Origin of the sequence: Kineosporia sp. NBRC 101677 (genome assembly GCF_030269265.1) — a bacterium.
Lineage (GTDB): Bacteria > Actinomycetota > Actinomycetes > Actinomycetales > Kineosporiaceae > Kineosporia > Kineosporia rhizophila.
In genome coordinates this window covers 185308-205674 of the sequence record NZ_BSTA01000011.1, presented here as the reverse complement: position 1 = coordinate 205674, position 20367 = coordinate 185308, and the positions used below count along the sequence as shown (strand labels likewise).

Sequence of the window (20367 nt, the reverse complement as noted above, 5' to 3'; positions counted from 1 at the left end):
TTCTTCTCAAACCCGGCCTGCAGCGTTCGGCGCATCCGCGAACGCTGCCCAGCGCCGACGTCCACAGTTTGAAGAAGCCTTTCTGAGCCGTCGCGTTGCTCCCCCCATCCCTTTTGCCCGGAGGAGCCATGAAAGCTGTTCCCGTGGTGCGCGCGCTGGCCGCCTTGGTCGTCGTTGCCGCATCGCTCTACGTGGCGTTGACGATGTCCCCCCGACTGGGGCTCGATCTGCGCGGTGGTACCCAGATCGTTCTGCAGACCCAGAGCACCGACGTGGTGGAGGCGAACGCCGAGTCCACCGACCGCGCCCTGGGAGTACTGCGCAACCGGATCGACGCCCTGGGCGTGACCGATCCGACCGTCACCCGTTCCGGTGAGAACCGGATCATCATCGAGCTCCCCGGGGTCCAGGACCCGCGGGAGGCGGCCGAGGTGATCGGACGGACCGCCCAGCTGACCTTCCATCCGGTGGTTTCGGCCGACCCGCCACCGGTGGCGGCGGAGGGAGAGGAACCGGAGGAGGAGAAGCTCGCCGAGGGTCAGCAACGGCTCGTCGACGAGGACGGCCAGCCGCTGGTGATCGGGGCGTCGGTGATGACCGGCGAGGGCGTCAGCGACGCGGCCGGCACCACCGATCCGGCCCGCGGCGGTGCCTGGTTCGTCACCATCGACTTCCGCGACGCCGGGGGCGAGACCTGGCGTCAGCTCACCGCCGACGCGGCCTGCGCCACCCCCGGTGACCCGCAGCGCCGGATCGCGATCGTCCTGGACGACGAGGTCATCTCCTCTCCGCAGGTCGACCCCTCGATCGGCTGCGGTGTCGGGATGTCCGGCAACAGCACCGAGATCACCGGCCAGTTCAGCCCCCAGCAGGCCCAGGACCTGGCCGTCCTGATCAAGGGCGGGGCGCTGCCGCTGCCGGTCGAGGTGATCGAGCAGCGCACCGTCGGCCCGACGCTCGGCGCCGACGCGATCGACGCCTCGATCCAGGCCGCGATCATCGGCCTGGTCCTCACCGGCCTGTTCATCACCCTGGTCTACCGCCTGGTCGGCTTCCTGGCCACGGTCGCCCTGGCCGGCTACACCCTGATCGCCTACGCCTTCCTGGTGGCTCTCGGAGCCACCCTGACCCTGCCCGGCCTGGCCGGTTTCGTGCTGGCCATCGGTATGGCGATCGACGCCAACGTGCTGGTGTTCGAGCGGGCCCGGGAAGAGTTCGGCGCGGTCGCGCCGGAGCGCCGCCGCAACAAGGGCACCCTGCCGGGGGCCCTGAAGATCGGGTTCGACAAGGCCTGGACCGCGATCATCGACACCAACGTCACCACCCTGCTGGCCGCCGCCCTGCTGTTCTTCCTGGCCACCGGGCCGGTGCGGGGCTTCGGGGTGACGCTGTCGATCGGTGTGATCGCCTCGATGGTCTCGGCCCTGATCGTCGCCCGGGTGCTCAGCGAGTGGGCGGTCCGGCGCAGCTTCGTGCGCAACCGTCCCGCCCTGAGCGGTCTGGCCGGGAACGGCCGGCTGCGGCGCTGGCTCAGCGAGAGCGGCCCGGACCTGATGAGCAGAGGACGCCTGTGGCTGGCCGTGTCGGCCGCCATCGTGGTGGTCTCGGTGGCCGGCATCCTGGTGCGCGGGCTCAACCTGGGCGTCGAGTTCACCGGCGGCCGGTTGCTGACCTTCAGCACCTCGCAGGCCATCTCGGCCGACCAGGCCCGGGAGGCGGTCAGCGAGGCCGGTTTCCCGCGGGCCGTGGTGCAGACCTCTTCGCCCACCGGCGGGGCGGCCGAGAGCATCAGCGTGCGCACCGAGGAACTGAGCAACGACGAGGCGCTGGCGATCGAGCAGGCCCTCGGTGAGATCGGCGGAGAGGTCAGCAAGGAGACCGACGAGCTGATCGGCCCGAGCCTGGGCGACGAGCTGCGGACCAAGGCGCTGATCGCGCTGGCCGCGGCGATCCTGGCCCAGATGCTCTATCTGGCGGTGCGATTCCGCTGGACCTTCGGGATCGCGGCCGCCGTGACCATGTTCCACGACGTGCTGGCGGTGGTCGGGGTGTTCGCCTGGCTGGGCAAGCCGATCGACGGCGTGTTCCTGGCGGCGGCGCTGACCGTGATCGGCCTGAGCGTCAACGACACCGTGGTGGTGTTCGACCGGGTGCGGGAGATGCGCCGGGAGCACCCGGAGGCGAAGTTCGGCACGGTGGTGAACCGGGCCGTCCTGCAGACGGTCCCGCGCACGATCAACACCGGCCTCGGGGCGATGTTCATCCTCGCCGCGCTGACCCTGCTGGGCGGGGACTCGCTCACCGACTTCGCCCTGGCCCTGCTGATCGGTCTGGTCGTGGGCACGCTCTCCAGCGTCTTCACCGCCTCGCCGCTGGCCATCCTGATGGAGCGGTTCTGGCCGGACGAGTCGGTCCCGGACCGCGCCGAGGACGAACCGGAGCGCCCCGGCGCCGGCCCCCGCCCCGAGCGCCGGCCGGTGCGGCGCGACTCGGTCGACCCCTACGCCCACATTCCCTCCGGGCAGGGGTCGGAGGACAGCAGTGCACCACGCTGAGATCCTGATGGCGCTCGGCGGCGCCTTTCTGGCCGCCGGGCTGGCCGCCCGGCTGGGGCGGCGGGTCGGCCTGCCCACCATTCCGCTGTTCATGCTGGCCGGGCTCCTGCTCGGCCCCAACACCCCCGGCCTGGCCCTGGTCGAGGACCCCACCGAGTTCGCCCTGCTGAGTTCGCTCGGCCTGATCCTGCTGCTGTTCTACCTGGGCCTGGAGTTCCACCTCGACGACCTGCTCGGCGGCGGGCGCAAACTGCTCGCCGCCGGAGGGCTCTACCTGCTGATCAACGTCGGTCTCGGCCTGGGCTTCGGGTACCTGCTGGGCTGGGGCGGCCGGGAGGCGTTCGTCCTGGCCGGCGTGATCGGCATCTCCAGCTCCGCGATCGTGACCAAGGTGCTGGTCGAGACCGGCCGCCTGGGCCGGCCGGAGAGCAAGCTGGTGCTCGGCATCATCGTGGTCGAGGACGTGTTCCTGGCGCTCTACCTGGCCCTGCTCCAGCCGGTGCTGAGCGACGCCAGCGGGTTCGCCGAGGCCGCGCAGAAGTTCGGCATCGCGTTCGCCTTCCTGATCACCCTCACCGCGATCGCCCGCTGGGGCGCCGGCCTGGTCGGCCGGCTGGTCGAGACCCGCGACGACGAGCTGCTGATCGTCACCTTCGTGGGTCTGGCGGTGCTCAGCGCCGGGGTGGCCGAGAGGCTCGGGGTCTCCGACGCGATCGGGGCGTTCATGATCGGCCTGATCCTGGGCTCGGGGAAGGCCGGGGTACGCATCCAGAAGCTGGTGCACCCGCTGCGCGACGCGTTCGCCGCACTGTTCTTCTTCACCTTCGGGCTGACCATCGACCCGGGCGACGTGGCCGACGTCTGGGTGCCGATCCTGCTGGCCGTGCTGGTCACCGTGTTCGGCAACCTGCTGGCCGGGACGCTCTCCTCGCGGATCTACGGATTCGGCCCGGAGAGAGCCAGTTTCGTGTCGCTGACCGTGCTCGCCCGCGGTGAGTTCGCGCTGATCCTGGCCTCGATGGCGGCCGCCGCCGGGCTGGACGGGCGGATCACCTCGTTCGTGGCCGGCTACGTGCTGATCCTGGCCATCCTCGGCCCGCTGGCGGTGAGCCGCTCGGACCTGTTCGCCCGGGGGCTGGAGAAGGCCGTCGGGAGGTGGCTGCCGGAGCGCGCGAACTCGGGAGAACGCGATCTGCAGAGTGTGACCTCGAGCTCCTCGCCGCCGGACCGGAGCTGATCTGAAACATCCCGGAAACCGGGGAAATCAGTTCTTCACGCTCCGGCAACCGTTGCGCAGCATCTTCGGCAGAAGGTACTGGCAGGAACGGTTGTACGACCGGCCACCAGGTGCGGAACCTGGTGGCCGGTCTTCGTCCTCGAGGAGCGAGAACCCCATGCCATACCGCGCCGAGTACATCTGGATCGACGGCACCGCGCCGACGCCGCTGATGCGCAGCAAGACCCGGATCGTCGCCGACGGCACCGAGCCGGAGATCTGGGGCTTCGACGGCTCCAGCACCAACCAGGCGCCGGGTGAGAACTCCGACTGCGTGCTGCGCCCGGTGTTCACCTGCCCCGACCCGCTGCGCGGCGAGAACGACGTGCTGGTGCTCTGCGAGGTCGAGCTGACCGACTTCACCCCGCACCCCACGAACACCCGCGCCGCCAACGTCGCCGCGGCCGAGAAGTACGCCGACCAGAGCCCGATGTTCGGCATCGAGCAGGAGTACACGTTCATGCAGGACGGCCGCCCGCTGGGCTGGCCGGCGGTGGGCTACCCGGCCCCGCAGGGCCCGTACTACTGCGGTGTCGGCGGCGGGAAGATGGTCGGCCGCGAGATCGTGGAGAAGCACACCGAGGCGTGCCTGAAGGCCGGTCTGGCCATCGAGGGCACCAACGCCGAGGTGATGATGGGCCAGTGGGAGTTCCAGATCGGCGTGCTCCCCGCCCCGCTCATCGGCGACCACATCTGGGTGGCCCGCTGGCTGCTGGCCCGGATCGCCGAGGACTACGACGTCGAGGTCTCGTTCGACGCCAAGCCGGTGAAGGGTGACTGGAACGGCGCCGGGGCGCACACCAACTTCTCCACCGCCGCCACGATGGAGAGCTACGACGCGATCGTGACCGCCTGCGAGGCGCTCGGCAAGAAGGCCGCCGAGCACGTCGCCGCCTACGGCGCCGGCATCGAGGACCGCCTGACCGGCGCGCACGAGACCGCCAGCTACCAGACCTTCAGCTGGGGCGCCTCGGACCGCTCGGCCTCGATCCGCATCCCGTGGGCCGTGGAGAAGGCCAAGAAGGGCTGGCTGGAGGACCGCCGTCCGAACGCCAACGTCGACCCGTACGTGGTCTCGCGGATGCTGATCACCACCTGCTGCGCCGCGCTGGCCGGCGAGGACAGCTGAGGTCCCGGCAACTCACTGGGTGGCCGCCCGCAGCGGATCCGGCTCGTCGATGACGTCGTGCAGCACCGAGAGCACGATGTCGGCCAGGGGCTGATCCATGCGGGCGCCGCCCAGGTCGTCGGTGGCGATGAACGGGCCGGGCATGTTCTTGGCCCGCCAGGCCCGCTCGATCGCCGAGTGGGTGCCGCCGACCGCCTTGGGCGAGCCGACGATGGCCACCAGGTCGTCGTACTCGGCGGCCCCCGGCGAGGCCTGGGCGACGTGCCGGATGTACTCGGTGCGCTTCTCGCCGTAGCCCCGCAGCAGGGCGATCACCTTCTGCCGGACCACCTCCGGGTCGGGGGCCTCGGGCTGGGGGACCAGACGGTCGAGCACGGCCCGGGCCTTCTCCACCTCGGCCGGGTCGTCCGGGTCGAAGGTCAGTGTGATCGTGGTCATAGTGGCGATCATGCGCCTGGTCTACTTGGACCGCAAGTGCTGCTCAAGTAGACAGATCGGCTTCCCGGACGTCGAGCCGGGTGTGCTCGAGGTAGAGATTCCCGGCGCGGACGGCCTCCTCCAGCACCTGTTGCCGCTGTCGCGCGGAGAACCGGCGGAACGGGGTGACGGTGACCAGGTGGCGTTTACGGTCCAGGTGCCACCAGCCGCCGACCGTGCCGTCGACCAGGAAGATGCTGGGCACCACGACGATCCGGGTGGACAGCCGCCGCTGGTCGTCGGGACTCATGAAGCGGGACCGGTCGGCGTGCGAGAGCAGCACGTTGTCGAAGTCGGGCAGCATCCGCACCGGCGCGATGACGTCCTGCGCCGGGCGGGGAGCGTCCGGCAGGTCGAGCAGGTCGGCGCCGTTCTCACCCTTCAGGCGCAGCAGCCCGGGCATGGTGTCGGTGATCTCGCGCAGCTTCGTGAGCTTGCACCAGGCCTGCACGTCGGCCACGGTGGCGGGACCGTAGGCGGCCAGGTAGCGGCGGATCACGTCGCGGATGTCGGCGGCCTGCAGAGGTTTTCCCAGCCAGTCGGCGACCGGGACGTAGGTGGTGCGCCCACTGCGGCCCCACAGGGCGCGGGGCGGCACCTGCACCAGCGCGAGCGAGCCGCGGGTGGCCATCCCCACCACCTCGAGATCGGCGTCGGGGTAGTGCGCCAGCAACGCCCGGGACAGGTCGGTGGCCGCGATCGGGCCCGCGCGCAGCAGGTCCTGGGCCCGGCGGGTCAGGCCGTCGAGGTCGCCGATCGCCCGGCGCACCCGGGTCTGCCGGTAGATCCGGTCGAGCACCGGCTGCATCAGGGGCCGCAGGCCCAGGCAGTCGGCGGCGCTGAGCAGGTGCACGGTGCCCCGCATGGCCAGGATCCGGACCACCTGACGGGACTCGATCAGGTCGGACAGTTCACTGGGCCGGAAGTCCACCAGACGCGTCCACAGGCCTCCGTAGGCGCTCAGCGGTTCCTGTGACTGCAGGCCGACCAGGTGCTCGATCATCTCCAGCGCGCTCATCCGGGCCGGCTCCAGCAGGTGCTGGCGGGCGAGCGTGGCGCGGCCCAGGCTGCGGGTGCTGATCGGTGAGGACATGCCGCGACGCTAGTGCGGCATCAGGAAGGGAACGCTCCTGATTCCCGAGGTCACGTCAAGAGCCGGGCCCGGATTCCGGAGCTGGACTTCAGGTGCCCGTAACGCTTGCTCGCCTACGATCCGCGGCATGTCCCACGCGGGCAAGGTCGGTGACGGGCTGGCGCGCGCCCTGGTCACCCGGATCACCGAGGAAGGTCTGGCGCCGGGTACCCGGCTGCCCGGCGAGGCGCAGATGCTGGCCGAGTACCAGGTAGGCCGGGGCACGCTGCGCGAGGCGCTACGCATTCTCGAGGTCAGCGGGCTGATCGCGATCCGGCCCGGGCCGGGTGGGGGGCCGGTGGTGCGGGAGGCCTCCACCGCCGACTTCGCCCGCGCCCTCACGCTGTTCCTGCAGGCCCGCGGGCTCACGCTGGGCGAGACCCTGCAGGCCCGGCTGGTGCTCGAGCCGATCTCGGCCGCCGCGGCGGCCCAACGGTGCACATCTGAAGACGCGATGGGCCTGCTTGCGCTGGCCGGTTCGGCTCGCGAGTTCCATGCGTCGGTAGCGGAGCTGGCCGGCAACGAGGTGCTGGGTCTGTTCACCGTCGCCCTGAACGAGATCTGCCAGGCGCAGGTGGGCGATCTCCTGCAGTCGGCCGAGGTCACGCGGGCCCAGCGGGACCTCGCCGAGACGATCGGCGCGGGTGACCCGGCCCGGGCCGAGCTCCGGATGCGGGAGCACCTGGCCGATCTGATCCGGCTGGTCGAGCAGGAGCGGCCCGGCCTGAGCGACTCGGTCATCGACTGGATGCGCTGATCAGGGCGCTTCTGCGAGAAGATCGGCCGGTGACCAACGCCCTGGATCCACATCCGCTGGTCTGGGAGAGCCGGGTCCGCGGATGCCTGCTCGGCCTCGCGCTGGGCGAGAGCCTGGCCTTCCAGCCCACCGAACTCTCGGAACCCTCCGAACCCTCCGGCCTGATCCAGGCCGGGCCGGCCACCCAGCTGGCCGCCTTCACGGTGGAGGGCGTCGTCCGGGCGGCGGTGCGCTCGCTGCAGCAGGGCAGCTGCCATCCGCCTTCGGTGGTGTGGGCCGCCTACTGCCGGTGGGGTCAGCTGCAGGGGCTGCTGCCGGAAGACGCGGCCGAGCTCGACGGCTGGCTGGTCACGGTGCCCACGTTGCGTGAGCGCAGGGGAGCGGCCGAGGCCACGGTCACCGCGATCCAGGACACCGGGCCGGGCACCCGGGATGCGCCCACCACCGGCAGCATGGACTGGCAGGCCCTGGTGCGGGGGCTGCCCTTCGCAGCGCTGTCGGGGCAGGCGCACTGGTCCGACGTCCTGATGGCGACGGAGTGCGCGGCGCTCACCCACGGCCATCCCCGGGCCTGGAGCACGGCCGCGGCGGGGGTACGGCTTCTCAACAACGTGCTGGCCGCGCGTACCGGGCGGGAAGATCTGCCCGCCGTGATCACCGAGGCCCTCCCCGGGCTGGACGAGGAGCTGGCCGCCGGGCTGCGCACAGCGTTGTGGGCAGCCGGCACCCGCCCGGGGGAGCGGGACGTGCTGTACAGCCTGGCGTCCAACGACAGCGCGGCCTCGGTACTGATGGGTGGCGTGTACGCGGCAACGAGTTTCCCTGGGCGAGAAGGCATCTACCAAGCGATGCGGTTCGCGGCCACGGCCCCGGAAGCCCACGGGGTGTCGGCGATGACCGGCGCCGTGATCGGGTCGCTGCACGGCGTGGAGATCTGGCCCGCCGGGGTGCTGGCGCGGCACGAGCTGGTCTGGGTGCTGGACACGCTGGCCCGCGACCTGGTTCGCCAGCTCACCGCCAACCCGGGCGGCTCGGCCAAGGCTGCGCCGCACGATCCCCGCTGGAACGAGCGCTACCCCGGCTGGTGAACCGGTTTTACCCGTGACGCAGTTCGTCGCGGGCCTTCACGAACATCCGCCGGCCGAGCAGGCGCCACACCAGCCGCAGCGGCGCCGGCAGGTCGGCCATGATGCGCTGCTTCTCCAACGGGGTGGCGTCCTCGATGGCGAAGCCGAACAGCACCAGGGCGGTCTTCGGGTTCTTCGCGGCCATCCCGTTGCGGGCCCGGGTGTTCAGGGCGTCCCACTCCTCGTGGGAGACGTTGCCCGGCACCAGCGGCAGCAGGTCGCGCTCCTCGTCGCTGAGGTGCTCGTCGAGCGCGGAGGAGGCCTGGGCCAGAACGTCCGCGAGGTCGTCGCGCACCTGCGCCGCGGCCGTCGCCCGCCAGTCGGTGTTCAGTTCGTCGACCCGCTTGAGCAGGCCCTCGAGGCGCTCGTGCTGCGACTCCATCCGCAGCACGATCTCGGCGTCCGGGCTGATCACCCGCTGCAGCATGATCGGCCAGAGCAGGTCGTCCTCGGCCTCGTGGTGGTGGTGCAGGGCCTGGGCGATGCGGTGCAGGTGGGCGCCGACCAGTTCGGAGCGGGCCCGGTCGCCGTCGGCCACGGCCCGGATGATGCCGGGCAGGATCCGGAACTCGCGGCGGTAGATCCGGTGGGCGAACACCATTTCCCAGGTGTCCACCGGGGTTTGCGTGCTTGTCGTCATGCCGGCCAGGTTGCCCGGGCGTCCTTGCCGACCTCTTGCAGACCCCTTGCAGCCGCTTGCGGGCTGTCTGCGGCACTGGCCCTATGCTCTCCGGTCGTGCTGATCTGCCGGGTCCTTGGACCGTTGGAAGTGGTACTGGGCAGCACCCGGGTCGAGGTCGGAGGACCGCAGCCGCGCCGGCTGGTGCAGGCGCTGGTCACGGCCCGGGGCGGTGCGCTCACCGAGGAACAACTGGCCGAGGCCATCTGGGGCGACTCCCCGCCCGCCAATCCCGCCGCATCGCTGCAGGCCTACGTATCCCGGCTGCGCAAGCTGCTGGGCGCCCAAGCCCTCACCCGCGGACCCGGCGGTTACGCGCTCATCGCCCAGTCGGACGTCCTCAATTTCGAAGCCCTTGTCGCCCAGGCTCGCGCAGCCCAGCGGCCAGCTGATGCACTGCGCGACTTCCGTGGTGCTCTGAAACTCTGGCGGGGACGTCCGTATCCCGACCTGGAGGCGTTCGGCGACCAGGAACGTCATCAATTGATCGAACAGCACGCCGCCGCACTGGAAGACCAAGCAGCGGCACTGCTCGCTGTGGGCGATGCTCCCGCCGCGGTAGCCGAGCTCCGTACGGCCGTACGCGACGAGCCCTACCGCGAACGTGGCTGGGAGCTGCTCATCCTGGGGCTGTATCGCAGTGCCCGCCAGGCGGAAGCTTTCTCGGCGCTGCGGCAGGTGCGCGCACTGCTGGCCGATGACCTGGGCGTAGACCCCGGCCCGGAACTGCAGAACCTCGAGCGGCGCCTGCTCGCCCAAGACCCCTCACTGCTTTTGGACGCCGGTGCTCGCCTTCCGGCGCTCCAACGTCCTTTGACTCACTTCGTCGGCAGGGAGAACGAAAAACGCCTGCTCTCAGAAGCAATGGCAGAGACCCGATTGATGACGCTTGTGGGCCCGGGAGGCGCGGGTAAGACCCGGCTGGCCCTGGAGTGGGCCGGAACAGTGCCCCTGGCCCGGCTTGCCGACGTTCACTCGCCGCTCGATCTGCCCTCCGTAATAGCTCAGGCCCTGGGTATGGCGGAAACGCCGGGGCGTTTCACCGGCCTGCGTGGGCTGCTCATCCTGGACAACTGCGAACACCTGACCAGCGCGGTGGCGGATCTGGCGGTCACCCTGCTCGCTGACAACCCGGAACTACGCATCCTGGCTACGAGCCGCGAGGCACTGGGGGTAGACGGCGAACGCCTGCTGCCCGTTGATCCGCTGCCCCAGACCGATGCGGTGGTGCTGCTCAGCGACCGCATCGCCGCCGTACGGCCGGGCTGGCGGCCGGACGAGTCAGACAGCCGCGAGCTGGCCCGGCTGGCGGAGGCTCTCGACGGCATCCCCTTGGCACTGGAGCTGGCCGCCGCACGGGCCCGGGTGCTCAGTCTGGCCGATCTGACGGGGCTGCTCGGATCGCGCTTCCCTGCTCTCGGCCCAGTTCCCCGCAACGCGCTCAACCCCCACTCCACGCTGGAGGCCACCGTGGCCTGGAGTGTGAACCTGCTGCCGCCGGGGGAGCGCCAGATTCTGCTGCGGCTGTGGCCTTTCGAGGGCGGGTTCACCCTGGAAGCGGCCGAGGCCCTGGGCTGCGACCTGGACGCGCTCTCGTCGATGGTCTCGCGTTCGGTGGTCAGCGCCGACACCACGCTTACCCCTGCGCGTTATCGCATGCTGGAGATCATCCGGGCCTACTGCCGAGACCGTGATCCAGACCAGGCCGGTAGTCGCGCCGCGCACGCCGCGTGGAGCCGTGATCTCGTCGCCCGGACCGTTCCCGACCTCAGGGGGAAACGGTCGGCCCGATCCATCCGCGTGCTCAACCGCGAACTGCCAAATATCCGCGCGGGTTTGGTGCACGACCTGGCCGCCGCCCCGATCCACGCCCTGCGCACCGCCGGCCTCCTGGAGTGGTTCTGGCTCCGGGCGGGCCATGTCGCCGAAGGGGTGCGTCTGCTCGAGCAGGCGTTGGACGGCGCCCCTGAGGCCGCCCCGGTCGACCGCGCTCGCGCATTCTCGGCCTGGGGCACGCTGTACTGGATCGGGGGAGACATCGACACCGGCTGGGAGCTGGTGCAGCGGGCCATGGCTGAGCTCGGTCGACCTACGGACGACGACGAACGACGGCTGCTGGCCCAGCTGCAGTACTACGAGGGCATGTTCTGGACCTACCGCGGCGAGTTCCAGCGGGCCGCCGACAGTGCCCGGGCCTCGATCGAACTGGCCGAACAGATCGGCCGGGCCTGGTTCGGCACGGTGCCCCAGATCGTGCTCGGCTCAGCCCTGGTCGGGCTGGGATCGCTGGCCGAGGGGCAGCGGGTGCTGCGGGCCGCGATCGCCGAGGCGCAGCAGAACGCCTACGGCTGGGCCGGAGGGCTGGGCAATCTGACGCTGGCGCGCTCGATGCTGAACGACGACCCGCGCGGTGCCCTGGCGCCGCTGCACCGGGCGATCGAACTGTTCCGCGAGGAGGACGACGCAGCCGAGGTTCTGGCCTGCCTGGTGTACGGCGCGCGGGCCCTGCTGCACCTCGGGCATCCGCTGGAGGCAGCCACCCTGCACACCGCGGCCTACCAGCGGGCGCAGCAGCGGGGGATCCGGCTGGACAACTCCGACCCGATCACCACCGCGGCCATCCGCGCTGAGATCGAGGCGCTGGAGCCGGAACTGCTGGCGTCGGCCCGTCGTCGGGCCGGTGAGCTGGCGGAGGACGAGCTGGTGGGGATGCTGCCGGGTCAGGACAGCCGGGCTCTGACCAGCGAGAGGTAGCGGCTGCGGTTGCGCTGGTTGAAGTTCTCGGCGAAATCGTGGGCGCAGTGGCCGGCCGCGGATCGACGCACCGGGTCGCGCGAGTAGTCGGCGATCGCCCCGGCGAGTGCGCCCACGTCGAAGCTGGGCACGCTCAGGTGGGCGCCGGGCGGCATCCAGGACAGCTGAGGCAGGTCGAAGTGCACCACCGGCCGGCCGTGGCTCAGGGCCTCCAGCGCGGCCAGGCTGAAGCTTTCTTCCCGCGACGGCACCACCACCAGGGCCGCCCGGTCCAGCAGCCCGGTCCGGCCCAGGTCGTCGACCTTGCCGACCCAGCGCACCGGTGCGCCGCACGTCTCGATCAGCCGGGCCAGCGACTGCTCCTGCGGTTTCGGCCCGGCGCCCGCGATGACCAGCGGCAGCAGGTCCTCGGGGTGCTTGCGGTAGGCGTCCAGCAGCAGGTCCAGGCCCTTCAGCCGGACGTCGATCCGGCCCAGGAACACCGCGTACTCGCCGTCCTTGGCGTCGGTGACCGCGGTGGTCGGCATCTCCACCCAGTTGGTGATCACGTGCACGTCGGTCCGGGGAGAGCAGCGCCGCACCACTTCGGCATCGTACTCGTTGAGCACCACGACATCCCGGTAGCGGCGCAGCAGCAGCCGTTCCAGCCGGAGCGGGAAGTTCACCCGGTACCGGGCCGCCATCACCCGGCCGGACAGTGACTGGGCCACGCCGATCACCGGGCGGCGGGTGAACAGGGGCACCAGGTTGGAGGAGAACGGCGGGGTGAAACTCTCCAGCCACAGCGCGTACGAGGCGAAGAGGGCGACGAAGGGCAGAACCAGGGCCCACAACAGCTGGCTGCCCCGGGCCCCGGCGAGCAGCACCGGCAGGTACACGTAGGTGACGGCACCGGCCTCGCGGCGGGCCAGGCGCCGCCCCGCAGTGAGCACCACCACGTCGTAGTCCTGGGCCAGGGCGGAGGCGACCCGGCGGACCACGGCCGGACCACCGCCCGCGTAGTACGGGTTCTCCTCGTCGTCGTAGATCGAGATGATCACCCGGCGGCTCTTCATCGTGCCCTCCCTGGCTCCGGCCGCGCGGCCCGCCCCTCGCGGACCACGTCCTCGTAGGTCTGTTCCTGCTGAGCCGCGATCTGGTCCCAGTCGAACTGCCGCACGAATTCTCTTCCCTGCGCGCCCATCCGGGCGCGGCGCGGCTCGTCGTCGTACAGGTCCAGTACCGCCTCGGCCAGTCGCCCGGAGTCGAACGGGGGAACCAGCCGCCCGCAGTCCGGTGGCACCACCGCGCGCAGGCAGGGAATGTCGAACGCGACCACCGGGGTGCCCACCGACAGGGCCTCTACCGCGACGATCCCGAAAGTCTCGAAGCGCGAGGGCATCACCGTGACCCGGGCCCGGGCCAGCAGCTCGAACTTGGCCGCGCCCCCGACCCGCCCCGCGAACCGCACCCGGTGGCCGATCCCCAGCCCGGCGGCCTGCTTCTCGAGGGCCCGGCGGTCCGGCCCGTCGCCGGCGATGACCAGGTTGCCGTCGATCCGGAGCGCGATCCGCGCGAAGGCGACCAGCAACAGGTCCAGGCCCTTCTGGGCGATCTCGAGCCGGCCCAGGTAGACGATGTCGCGGCCTCGCCGCAGGCCCGGGGCCAGTTCGGGGACGGCCACGCCGTTCGGGACGACGTCCACCACGGACCTGGGGCTGGCCGCCCGGATCCGGTCGCGCATGTCCTCGGAGACCGTGACGAACCTGCGGTGCAGCCGCACCCCGAGCATCTCGAACAGGAAGAACGGCAGGTGGTACTGCCGGGACTTTTCCCAGCTGTTCATCCACTGCACCACGGCCAGGGTCGGCCGCCGGGTCCAGAGCGGGGTCAGCACCGAGGACATCGGGGCGGCGAACTCCTCCACCACCAGGTCGGCCGGGCAGCCCCGGGCGACCAGCGGAACCAGGAGGAAGTAGCTGATCAGGCTCGGGAAGTAGCCGAGGGGGAGGCCGACCGGGATGTACTCCACCCCGTCCTCGACCCGCCGCCGGGCGCCGCGATAGTTGGCCACCAGCACGGTGATCCGATGCCGTTCGGCGAGCCGGCGGTTGATCTCGGCGTTGCGCAGCGACCCGCCGCCGCTGCCGGGGCGGCGGTGGTCCTCGAACCCGAGGTGCAGGATTCTCACGGCGCCGCCCGCAGCACCAGCACCTGGCGGGCCACCCAGACCGAGGTGGCCAGGCAGCCGCCGATCCAGGCGATCGGGTTACCGGCGGCCAGCACCAGCCCGGCGGCCAGCACGAGACTCAGGCCGAGGCCGGCCAGGGGCAGATGCACCGCGCCGGGCCAACGCTTTCCGGAGTCGGCCAGCAGAAGCCCGGCTGTAGCTGCGGTTCCGGCGAGGGCACCGGCCGAGAGCCCGACGATGCCGCCGATCCGGAAACCCACCAGAACCGCGGCGACCGAGAGCGTGGCGGCCAGCAGCTGACGGACCAGGCCGGGCCGGTACAGACCGCGGCCCTGGTAGAAGGTGGTGATCAGCTCGACCGCTCCGAGCATCAGGCCGGAGGCCGCGGCGTAGGGGAGGATCGCGGTGATGTCCGCGAACTGGGACGGAAGAACCAGGTACACCAGCTCTTCCGGAGCAGTGGACAGCATCACCGCGAACGGCACCGCGATCACTGCATACAGCCGTAGCGCATCCCGGTACTGCCGGGCCGCCTCGCCCGCCGCGGCCCGGACCGCCAGCGGTAGGGCCACCATGGCCACCGCTGTAGCGAGGTACAGCGGTATGCGGGCGACGATCATGGCGGCCTGGTAGCCGGCGGCGGCCGGGGACGCGATCGGCAGCACCGCCACCAACACCACGTCCAGCGCGGCCAGCACCGAGACCAGGCCCTGCACGGAGGCCACACCGAGGGTGTCGCGCCACAGGCTCCCGATCCGGCTCAGGGCTACGCCGCCGGACAACTCGCGCCGGAACCAGCCGAGACCGAACAGCAGCACGACCGCCGCGCCCGCCCCGAACGCGCCGAGCGGAGCGGCGGCGGTCGCGGTGGCCAGGGCCAGGACGAGACCGGCGGCGCACTTCACCAGCACCTCGACCACCTTGACCGCGGCCAGGGCGCCGAACCGCTGCTGCCCCTGCAGCCAGCCCGGGGTGGTGGAACTGACGAAGATCAGGAAGACGCACACCGCCAGGGTGAAGGAGGTCTGCGGATCGGCGAACGACTGGGCCACAGCAAGGATCACGGCGGCTGCGAGCAGGCCCTGAATGCAGTTGCCGAGCAGAGCCATCCGGGTCAGGGCCGCCCGGTCGGCCGGGTCCGGGTTCCGGGCCAGTTGCTGGGCCAGTACCCAGGGGATGGATGCCGAGGCGACCGTTCCGGCAGTCAGCAGCAGGGCCTGGGCGGCCGCGAACTGGGCGTAGCGGTCGGCGGGCAGCAGATGCGTGAGAGCGAGGGCATAGCCGTAGTTCAGGCCGCCCACCGTCAGGGTGCTCACGGTCAGCCAGCCTGCGCCGACGACGAGTTCCTGCTTCGGGCTCGCCGCGACTGCCGTCATCGTTCCTCGCCCCTCGGGCGGACATCGAACAGGATCAGGCTGCCGTCCGTTGACGAGAAGGCGCTGAAGACCGGTCTGCCGGTGCTTCTCAGATGCTCCAGGAAGGCGGGATCACCCAGTCCGTAGCCGTGTTCCACGAGCCGGGGGTTGATCAGTACGTAGTCGACGTGGTTGCTCTGCAGAGCCTGAGCGGTGTGCCATTGGCCCAGATCCATTCCGCTGAGCACGAACTGGGCCGAGTCCTCGGTCAGCGCCACCCGGCTGCCCTGCGGCACACCGGTCCTGGCCCAGGTGAAGAACTGGCGGTAGATGTTGCTGTCGGTGGTGTGGACCCGCGCCCACACCAGGCTGTTCAGCACCACGAAGAGCGCGATCCCGGCCCAAGCGGTCCGGGTGCCCCGGGCCTGGGCCAGGACGGCGACCAAGCAGAGGACGCACGGCACCAGCGGGATGTAGTACATCTGCTCCTCGATCGACCCGAAGGCGGTCGCGTAGACCAGGTATCCGCAGGCGGCCAGGGCCCAGGCCACGAGCGCGGTCAGCGGCCGGGGCAGGCTCTGCGGCCGACGCAGCCGGTACAGGAGCAGGAGACAACACAGACCACCGAGCAGCAGCACCGCGTAGGTCACCGCCAGCCGGTCGAAGTTGGCGGTCAGCCGGGACACCAGCGACACCTTCACCGCGTCGGAGTTGAAACCGGTCTCCTGGTTCGTCCCGATCAGTCGGGTCAGGCCGTTGCCCCGGGCCTGCAGCCAGGCGTCCAGCCCGCCCAGGCCGATGGTCAGCCCGACGTTGGTCAGGTATACGCCGAGCCCGATCCCGACGACGGCGGCCAGCTCCTTCCGCCGTCCGAGCCGGCCGGAGAGGCCGATCAGGATCAACGCCACGCCGAGCACCAGACCGAAGGTCTCCTTGCTGCAGAACACCGCCCCCGCGCTGAGCCCGGTCACGACCAGCAGCCACGGGGGCGTTCCGGCCGGCCGTAGCCCCATCACGAGCAGGATGGTGAGGGCCACCAAGAACTGGGTCTGGGCCTCCAGCATCACCTGGCTGTCGTAGCGGATCTGGAACGGGTCGAGGGCCACCAGCGCGGCCCCGGCCACGCCGAAGGCGGTGCCGAAGCCGGCCCGGCGGCCGATCAGATAGGTGAGGGCCACCGTTCCGGCCCCGAACACCGCCGCCACCGGCCGCAGCGCGAACGCCAGCGTGGCCAGGTCGCCGTCCAGCCCGAACCCCCGGATCACCAGGCCGTAAGTGCCCAGCACGAAAGGGGGGTGCAGAGCGAATGTCTGGCCGTGGTGGGTGACCCCGCGCCCGTCGGCGATGTTGCGGGCGATCTCCGCGTAGGTGACCTCGTCGATGAACAGGTTGTAGGCCGGCACGATGTGGAACAGCCGCAGCCCGAGGGCCACGACGAACAGGCCTGCGCACCACAGCGCGTCCCGCCGGGGACGCTCCCCGGCCTCGGACGGGGCACGGTGCTCCGCCGCGGCCAGTACGGTCGCTTGCATCCCGGCTCCTGGGCTCTGGTAGGTCGCTGTCTTCGGGCGGCTGGTCACGGGCCGAACGGCAAGAGATGGTCGCTGCCCCGGGCGACTCTCAGCACCGGTTCCCCCCGGGTGAGCCCGACGCGGTTGAGGACCTGCTGGGCACCGGGGATGTCGACCCCGGCGAGCAGCAGGGTGAGTTCCCGGTCGGTGTGGCTGACCGAGTCACCGCGGCGCAGTCGGTCCGGTGTCCAGCCCACGGGCAGGTCGGCGGCCGGGATCCGGACCACCGTGGCCACATCGCTGAGGTGCCGGCGTTCCGGGCGGGTCAGGCCCAGCCGCCGGTGCTCCAGCTGGATCACGGTGAGGAGCTTCGCGGTCATCCGCTCCCAGGTGAACTGGTCGGCCCAGCGCACGGTCACCTGAGCCAGCGTCGTGGAGCGCCGCCGGGGGCCGAGCAGATCGAGCTTCTCGGCCAGCGCCGCGCCCAGGTCGCTGCCCTCCGGGATCAGCCAGCCGGTCTCGCCGTCCTTGATCGAGTCGCGCAGGCCCGGCCGGTCGAAGGCGAGTACCGGGGTGCCCAGCGCGTTCGCCTCGATCACCGAGATGCCCCAGCCCTCACCGGCGGAGCAGCTCACCGCCAGCCAGGAGGCGGCCACCAGAGCGTCCCGCTCGGCGTCGCCGGCCTGCTGGTGGAAGGTGACCGCGTGCATCACCTGGTGCTCGGCCGCGAGCGCGGCCAGCCGGGCGTGCTCCGGCCCGACGCCGACCACGTGGACCTGGGTGTCCGGATGCTCGACCAGGATCTTGGGCAGCGCCTCGATCAGCAGCCGCGTGCGTTTGTGCGGGACCAGACGGCCGACACAGACGATGGAAGGGCTGGTCGTCTTGTCGGTGACCGGCCGGGTGACCCGCCAGCCGGGAGGCACGATCCGGACCTCGCCTCTCAGCTTCAGCTCACGCCGGGCACCCTGTCGGGTGGACGGCGAGACTGCCACGATCGAGCGGCGCCCGTACACGAACCGGCACCCTCGGGACTCCAGGAAGCGGCCCACCGCCGCTACCGGGGCCGGGAAGTACTGGCCGAACTGCTGCTGGTGGATGTGGTGCAGCAGGAGGATCACCGGGGTGCGACGGCTGACTGCCAGGGGAGTGAAGAACGGGATGCCGTTCTGCGAGTCCAGCACCGCGTCCACCGCGCGCCGGTGCAGGAACAGCCAGACCAGGGCATGTAGGTAGACGGTGAAGCGACCCCCCGCGCGACGGACGGTGTAGCCGTCGATCACCTCCCGCCGCGGTCGGCCCGGCACTTTCGCGGACAACAGGGTCACCCGGTGGCCCGAGGCCGCGGCCCGGGCGGCGAACTCCTGGCAGACCAGTTCGGCGCCCCCGGCCTGGGGATGTCTCAGGTCGCGCCAGTTGGTGACGACGATGTGGGTCGGGCCGGGTGCCTCAGACATGCCTCAGGGCCCGCCTGATCTGCCGCAGGTCGCGAAAGGCCTCGTAGCCGTCGCGGACCGGGCTGAACGTGGAGTCGGCGTCGTCGGTCCAGGCCACCGCCACCTCGGCCACCTCCACACCGCGGCGCCGCAGACGGGCGAGCAGTTCCACGTCGAAGGCGAAGCCGTGCAGCTGCAGGTCGGCGAACACCGGGCGGGCCAGTTCCCCGTCGAAGAGCTTGAAACCGCACTGGGTGTCCCGGATCGGCCCGACCAGTGACCCGGCGACCAGGCTGAAGGCCTGGCTGCCGGCCCGGCGCACGATCGGCTGCCGCACCTGGTAGCTCGCCCCGGCCACCCGGCGCGAGGCGATCACCGCCTGGTACCCGTCGTCCAGCAGGCTCAGTGCCGTGGCAAAAGTGCTCAGTGGGGTGGACAGGTCGGCGTCGCAGAAGCCCACCCGGGGCGCCCGCGAATGCAGCACGCCGGCCCGGACCGCGGCGCCCTTGCCCCGCTGGCGGCAGCTGATCACCTCGATGTCCATTCCCCGGCAGTGCCTTTCGACGACGGACACGGTGGCGTCGACGCTGCCGTTGTCGACCACGATCAGGCGGACCGGAAGTCCTCCGGCGGCGACGTGGGCGGCCAGCGCCGTGAGGGTCCGGCCGATCCGGAGTTCCTCGTTCAGTACGGGAATGACCAGGTCGACAGGCACCGGTGGTGGGGTGAAACCAGGCATGCGAAGCTCCACGAAGTCATCAGGGGGCGTGACTGACCAATACGCGAACCAGAATTGCGCTGCCCGGCGAACCTCGTCGTCGCCGGCAGGCAGGGATGGTTTTATCAGCCGGCGGAGCGACTTTCCGTTATTCAATGACACCCGTAGGTGGCAAACCGCCTGGTAATGTCGGCTTCGCCGTCGGTGCAGTCGTCCACGAGACCGAGGGGGCGTCGACCTGTTCCGTCCTGACAAAAGGTCTTTAAACTAGCTTAAGGCTGTCCTGATTCGGATCGATTTCCCTGAGGGTGCAGCCTGCGGACCGAGCCCGTTTCGCCCGCTTCTGACCCGATGACCTGCGAAACTCCTCAGTAGGCGATCGTGGCCTGCGGTTTTGATCACCGTTCTCAGCCGGCCCTCAGAATTGACCGACCGAGTTGCCACTGGCGGGTGGCATTCTGCGTCTGATGGACAATGGCTAAATGTCGAGAAAGGAAGCCGACATGACCGGATCGGATTCTCTGCAGGATCACGACTCCATCATCGTCCTTTCCCCGCACTTGGATGACGCGGCGCTTTCCTGCGGCTCTCTGATAGCCCGGGCGGCGATTTCCCAACCGGTCACAGTAATGACTCTGTTCACTTCTTCCACGGCGGGTCGGGTCTCACTCTCCGCAAGAGCCTTTCTGCGGCAGTGCAATGCTCGTTCCGCCTCACTGCTCTTCGAGCAGCGGCGCGCCGAGGACCGCGTGGCCCTGCGCTCGATCGGGGTGACCGGTGTGCATCTGGGCCTGGCCGACGCCCTGTTCCGGCAGCGCGAGAAGTCCCGCCTCCTGCGCATCGCCAGCCGCCTGGTGCCTGAACTGAGCTGTGTCTACCCGACTTTCCGCCGCCACATCGACGCCGGCCGGGTCTCCCCGCACGACCGGCCCCTTCTGGACGCGCTGGAGAAGCGGATCCTGCTGGCCAGCGGGAAGGGCGACCTTGTCCTGGCCCCGCTCGGCCTGGGCGGTCACGTCGACCACGTGTTCACCCACGAACTCGGGGCCCGGCTGTCCCGCCATCGCAGCATCGGCTGGTACGCCGACCAGCCGTACGTCCTGCGGGCGGGTGCCCCCGGGGAGGCCCCCACGAACACCGAACGCGTGGTGCACGAGGTGGATCGGGGGGTCAAGACTGAGCTGATCAGCTGGTACGGCACCCAGGTCACCGCGCTCTTCGGTACCGAAACCGTTCCGCATCTGGAGGAATACGTGTATCTGCCCCGGGCTGCGGCCTGAGGGGCTGGATA

At 70.6% G+C, this 20367-nt stretch carries 16 protein-coding genes; 7 read left to right on the top strand and 9 right to left on the bottom strand.

The window, feature by feature from the left end:
* Positions 1 to 128 precede the first annotated feature (128 nt).
* The 3 genes from secD (at position 129) to glnII (ending at position 4960) form a co-directional block, all read left to right on the top strand.
* On the top strand, positions 129 to 2555 hold the full coding sequence (gene secD / locus QSK18_RS28190; RefSeq protein WP_285625219.1) for a protein translocase subunit SecD: 2427 nt from the start codon (positions 129 to 131) through the stop codon (positions 2553 to 2555).
* Entirely contained in the window at positions 2542 to 3792 is a 1251-nt protein-coding gene (locus tag QSK18_RS28185) for a cation:proton antiporter (RefSeq protein WP_285625215.1), read from the top strand. Before secD ends, QSK18_RS28185 begins: the two co-directional genes overlap by 14 nt.
* 157 nt (positions 3793 to 3949) lie before the next feature.
* Positions 3950 to 4960, top strand: coding sequence for a glutamine synthetase GlnII (gene glnII / locus QSK18_RS28180; RefSeq protein ID WP_285625212.1), 1011 nt, complete (start codon positions 3950 to 3952; stop codon positions 4958 to 4960).
* A 12-nt stretch (positions 4961 to 4972) separates the two neighbouring features.
* Here the strand turns inward: glnII and QSK18_RS28175 are convergent, their stop codons facing one another.
* Together QSK18_RS28175 and QSK18_RS28170 are read right to left on the bottom strand one after the other, a co-directional pair.
* Complete coding sequence (locus QSK18_RS28175; RefSeq protein WP_232813390.1) at positions 4973 to 5398, bottom strand: hypothetical protein; 426 nt, start codon at positions 5396 to 5398, stop codon at positions 4973 to 4975.
* Positions 5399 to 5441: 43 nt separating this feature from the next.
* Positions 5442 to 6530 carry a winged helix DNA-binding domain-containing protein gene (locus QSK18_RS28170; RefSeq protein WP_285625204.1) on the bottom strand — a complete coding sequence of 363 codons (1089 nt, stop codon included), beginning with the start codon at positions 6528 to 6530 and terminating at the stop codon, positions 5442 to 5444.
* 127 nt (positions 6531 to 6657) lie between these two features.
* On the opposite strand from QSK18_RS28170, the gene QSK18_RS28165 reads away from it, so the two are divergent.
* Complete coding sequence (locus QSK18_RS28165; protein WP_232813388.1) at positions 6658 to 7326, top strand: FadR/GntR family transcriptional regulator; 669 nt, start codon at positions 6658 to 6660, stop codon at positions 7324 to 7326.
* Between the two features lie 29 nt (positions 7327 to 7355).
* Positions 7356 to 8414 carry an ADP-ribosylglycohydrolase family protein gene (locus QSK18_RS28160; protein WP_285625199.1) on the top strand — a complete coding sequence of 353 codons (1059 nt, stop codon included), beginning with the start codon at positions 7356 to 7358 and terminating at the stop codon, positions 8412 to 8414.
* Positions 8415 to 8421: 7 nt separating this feature from the next.
* Here QSK18_RS28160 and QSK18_RS28155 read toward each other — a convergent pair whose 3' ends face one another.
* Entirely contained in the window at positions 8422 to 9093 is a 672-nt protein-coding gene (locus tag QSK18_RS28155) for a hemerythrin domain-containing protein (protein ID WP_232813386.1), read from the bottom strand.
* A 129-nt stretch (positions 9094 to 9222) separates the two neighbouring features.
* Here QSK18_RS28155 and QSK18_RS28150 point away from each other — a divergent pair, with 129 nt between their 5' ends.
* Positions 9223 to 11886, top strand: coding sequence for an AfsR/SARP family transcriptional regulator (locus QSK18_RS28150; RefSeq protein ID WP_285625382.1), 2664 nt, complete (start codon positions 9223 to 9225; stop codon positions 11884 to 11886).
* On the opposite strand, the gene QSK18_RS28145 is transcribed toward QSK18_RS28150, so the two are convergent.
* From QSK18_RS28145 to QSK18_RS28120, 6 genes are read right to left on the bottom strand one after another with little or no spacing between them, the layout of a single operon-like run.
* Positions 11853 to 12941: a glycosyltransferase family 4 protein gene (locus QSK18_RS28145; RefSeq protein WP_285625194.1), complete on the bottom strand. Its 1089-nt coding sequence runs from the start codon at positions 12939 to 12941 to the stop codon at positions 11853 to 11855. The genes QSK18_RS28150 and QSK18_RS28145 overlap by 34 nt on opposite strands.
* The gene (locus QSK18_RS28140) at positions 12938 to 14056 is read right to left on the bottom strand and encodes a glycosyltransferase family 4 protein (RefSeq protein ID WP_232813383.1); all 1119 of its coding nucleotides are present in this window, start codon (positions 14054 to 14056) and stop codon (positions 12938 to 12940) included. The genes QSK18_RS28145 and QSK18_RS28140 overlap by 4 nt, the downstream gene beginning before the upstream one ends.
* Positions 14053 to 15432, bottom strand: a complete 1380-nt coding sequence (locus tag QSK18_RS28135; RefSeq protein ID WP_285625190.1) for a lipopolysaccharide biosynthesis protein — start codon at positions 15430 to 15432, stop codon at positions 14053 to 14055. Before QSK18_RS28135 ends, QSK18_RS28140 begins: the two co-directional genes overlap by 4 nt.
* Positions 15429 to 16943, bottom strand: a complete 1515-nt coding sequence (locus tag QSK18_RS28130; protein WP_232812857.1) for an ArnT family glycosyltransferase — start codon at positions 16941 to 16943, stop codon at positions 15429 to 15431. The genes QSK18_RS28135 and QSK18_RS28130 overlap by 4 nt, the downstream gene beginning before the upstream one ends.
* 44 nt (positions 16944 to 16987) lie before the next feature.
* On the bottom strand, positions 16988 to 18379 hold the full coding sequence (locus QSK18_RS28125) for a glycosyltransferase family 4 protein (protein WP_232812858.1): 1392 nt from the start codon (positions 18377 to 18379) through the stop codon (positions 16988 to 16990).
* A complete protein-coding gene (locus tag QSK18_RS28120) occupies positions 18372 to 19097 on the bottom strand; it encodes a glycosyltransferase (RefSeq protein ID WP_232812859.1) in 726 nt (241 codons plus the stop codon). Before QSK18_RS28120 ends, QSK18_RS28125 begins: the two co-directional genes overlap by 8 nt.
* Positions 19098 to 19558: 461 nt before the next feature.
* Here QSK18_RS28120 and QSK18_RS28115 point away from each other — a divergent pair, with 461 nt between their 5' ends.
* A complete protein-coding gene (locus tag QSK18_RS28115) occupies positions 19559 to 20356 on the top strand; it encodes a PIG-L deacetylase family protein (RefSeq protein ID WP_352396665.1) in 798 nt (265 codons plus the stop codon).
* Positions 20357 to 20367 lie beyond the last annotated feature (11 nt).